Annotated in this window: 2 protein-coding genes; one reads left to right on the top strand and one right to left on the bottom strand. The window is 31.0% G+C overall.

All coding sequences use genetic code 11. From position 1 onward, the window contains the following. Nucleotides 1–111 precede the first annotated feature (111 nt). A complete protein-coding gene (locus tag ACHZDT_RS23690) occupies nt 112–1,986 on the bottom strand; it encodes an IS1634 family transposase (RefSeq protein ID WP_394777165.1) in 1,875 nt (624 codons plus the stop codon). Between the two features lie 740 nt (nt 1,987–2,726). On the opposite strand from ACHZDT_RS23690, the gene ACHZDT_RS23685 reads away from it, so the two are divergent. Then, nucleotides 2,727–3,547, top strand: an 821-nt coding sequence (locus ACHZDT_RS23685) for an IS1634 family transposase (protein WP_394777164.1), incomplete at its 3' end; no start/stop codon positions are given.

Here is a 3,547-nt window from a genome sequence, read left to right as displayed (position 1 = left end):
AACAAAAAGATGCAAACAAAGAAAAATCAAAAATAAGGGTTGGCGTAGAGCACAGTATTAGTGGTATAAAACGAATATTTACTTTAAAATATAAATTAACCCACATTGCAGCTATCCCCCTCTAAAGGGTATTAAAATATGTGCATCAATTTTTTTTATTTTGTCAGGGGGGACTACAACTTTTAGTTGACTAAATGGTTTAATTTGGTAATTTAATGCTTTGTAAATTGCATTTGCATCCGCAATAGGTTCGCTACATTGCCTAATTATAATGGTTTGATCATACTGATTTACCATTGTTGTAGTTACCGTTTTTTGTGTATTCATAATTCTAACAATCTCTTGCCAGTTATTATTAATCCCCTTTTGTTTTAATTGGTGTCGTACTGTATTTACAAGCCAGTAACCAAGCAATCCTAAGTGTAAGTGCGCTTTTGAGGCTAGGTCGGTTTTGTGATAAATGGGGCGCAAGTCAAGATCTGTTTTTAAAATTCTAAAGGTTGCTTCTATTTCTCTTATTGTATTATAAATAGCCCAATGGGTTTTTTCATCATTGGTGTTTAATGTGGTACGAAGTAAATAAATGCCCTCCTTTTTTTCTATTTCAATTTGCTTGTATTTTATATCGCTTACTATATTGTTAATGTTTGTAGGGGTTTCTATGGTATAATATTTTGAAATGGATGGATATTTTTGTTTCAATCTGCCGATTCGTTCCCACACTTTTTCTATTTTTTTTGTGCCTCTTTTTTTTGTTAATGCTGTTTTTATTTCTTCTAATCCTTGTTCAAATTTTTGAGCAAATGAGCTATTCATACCCGATTCTTTTAAGGCTTTATTTTCGCTTTTTACTTCAATAAATGTGTCTGTTGTTTGGGGTATTTTTACTTTTTGTAATTTTATACTTTGTCCTTTATTATCTTTTACTTCTACCTCTTTTGTTGTTGTATCTATTTCATATTTTCTTAATCCGCTTCTAGATACACACATGTAATCATAACCTTTTTCTTTCAACAGCATTAAATTATCTTCGCTTGCTATACCTGCATCTAATACTACTATTTGTTTTTCCGCTGCTTGTTTTTTTGATAGTTTATCTATTATTTTTTCGAGCGATTTACTGTCAGATAAATTGCCTTCAAAAATTTCTGAATATTTTAAAAACCCTTCTACGTTTACAACCGCTGCTAATACTATTAGTTTGGCATCATTGCGTTTTTCTTTACTTCTTCCAAATTTTGCTAGTTTACTTTTACGCATGGAGCCCTCAAAATAGGTGTTGGTTAAATCATACAGTATAATCCTATCTTGTAAGTCAAATAACTCATTAGTAGTTGTGCTTAAATGCTGTTCTATTTTATCTTTTATTACATATAAATCTTTACTTATTCCATAAAGTTTATCTTTTGTAATTTTTGTAATGGGGTAACCCGTTACTTCGCATACGGCCGAGTTTTCTTTTACCCATTTGCTGGTTTTTAGTTCTGATGCAGGTTTGGATGCCTTGCTAATAATATGGGTATAGGCTAATTTTATTTTTTCGGCAGTCCATTCATTGGCTTGTAGTAATTCATGTAATTTTAGTTGGTCTAATGCTTGTTTACACAGCCATTCTATACCTACTTCTCTTACATCCTTGTTTGCAACACTACCTAAATCTACTGCTTGTATTGGGCTGTCTAGGCTAATATCTATTTTGTTATTGTCTTTTATTTCATTAAAATATTTTTGAGCTAATTGTTCTACTAATTCTTTGTTGGATACAAATAAACTTTGCATCCCTGTTCTACTGGTGCGTACTAAATCATCTATTCGTTTTGCTAATTCTTTTTTGTGTTCTATATCTGGTAGTTCATCCAACTTTCCTAAATGAACAATGGTGCTATGTTTTACAGTATTATTATGACGATAGCTTTCTACCAAACGATAGTAGGCTGTTCGGAATTTATTCTCTCCTTCTTGTTTATATATGGCTTTTAAATACACTCAACAAAGGAAGATATTCTTTTGGTGCTATACAATACAGCGCGGGGGACTACAAAGCGCTTTTTGAAATCTGCTTTAATTTTTACTCTTGAATGTCAAGCGTTTATCTTTTATCAACACCCTTTTTTTTGATAACTTTCCTTCAAAATCACTGTTTTTAACATTTGTAGACGCTTTTAGCTGCAATGTGGGTTAATCACTTTGTCTGTATAGCTTATATCAAATTCCATGCTGCTAAGTTACCTATTGCTACGCATTAGAAAAATAAATATTGAAAATTTCTTATTGCGTAATTTGGGTTTAAAAAAAGAATTGACGTCCAAAAATCAAAAAATATTTTTTTGAAGAATGCACACCTTTCGGGCTACATTTTTCTGTTTGATTCGAAAGTTAGCTTTTCTAATTGTTTTTTATTGGAATTAGGTGATTTTGAAATATTATACCAACACTTAGATCAAAATAGTCCAAAGAATATTTTGAATTTAGTATTGTAAATGCCGAGAGAGTAGCTGTTATAGTCCAAAAATGCGAAGCAGTTATTGGATTAATACAGATACCGAATCGGTATAAATTGATTGTTTTGTTTTACAGATTTATTAGTTCGAGTAAATAATAATCCACATGATTTGCACTTAAATCTTTCCTGACTTGTCCACCCTTGATTTGTGCAAAATGTAAGTTGCTAATAATGTATTAGTTACTTTTCAGTTTTTCGTAATTTGCTGACCTAATAAGATTTTATGTATAAAATCAGGAAAATTAAGTACTCAGTAAATTCTGTTTCTATTCAAGTTTATAAGATAGAAAAAAGAAAAAGAATTATTGTTAAACATGTTGGGACAGCAAATAATGAGCAAGAAAAAATAGACTTGTTAATACTAGCGAATGATTTTATAGAAAAAGCTAGTAAGCAAGCTTTGCTGTTTGAAAAGATTCTGCCCAACAAGATATTGTATATCAATCAAACTGAATTTGTCGGCACTCATTATACTTTTTTGCACGAACAGATTTCACAACTTATAGCTAAGATCGGATTTGACAAAATACAAAATAACATTTTTTTAGATTTGGTTATTTTGCGAATGATAGAGCCCGCCTCCAAGCTTAGGTCTATAGAATTGCTTTATGAATATTTCGGCATTAAACATCGAAGGCAAAGTTATTATGAATCCGCACCACAATGGCTTGTGCTAAAATCAAAAGCAGAAAGTATCAGTTTGGAATTCGCAAAAAAATATTATGCATTTAATTACGATTTATTGTTTTATGATGTAACTACATTATACTTTGAAACATTTGAAGAAGATGAACTTCGTAAAAATGGATTTTCAAAAGATAGTAAATCACAGCAACCGCAAATTTTAGTGGCGTTGATGGTAACCAAAGAAGGCTTTCCTATTGCTTATGAAGTGTTCTCTGGCAATACATTTGAAGGGCATACGATTATACCTGTTGTAAACAGTTTTATACTAAAGAACAATGTAAAAGAATTTACTGTTGTTGCAGACGCAGCAATGATAAGTAGTGATAATGTGTTGGCTTTAAAAGAAAATAAAATCAA

Origin of the sequence: Flavobacterium sp. (assembly GCF_043722275.1) — a bacterium.
Taxonomy (GTDB): domain Bacteria; phylum Bacteroidota; class Bacteroidia; order Flavobacteriales; family Flavobacteriaceae; genus Flavobacterium.
Note: the sequence above shows the minus strand (reverse complement) of the source record. Positions and strands in the feature narration are given on the sequence as shown.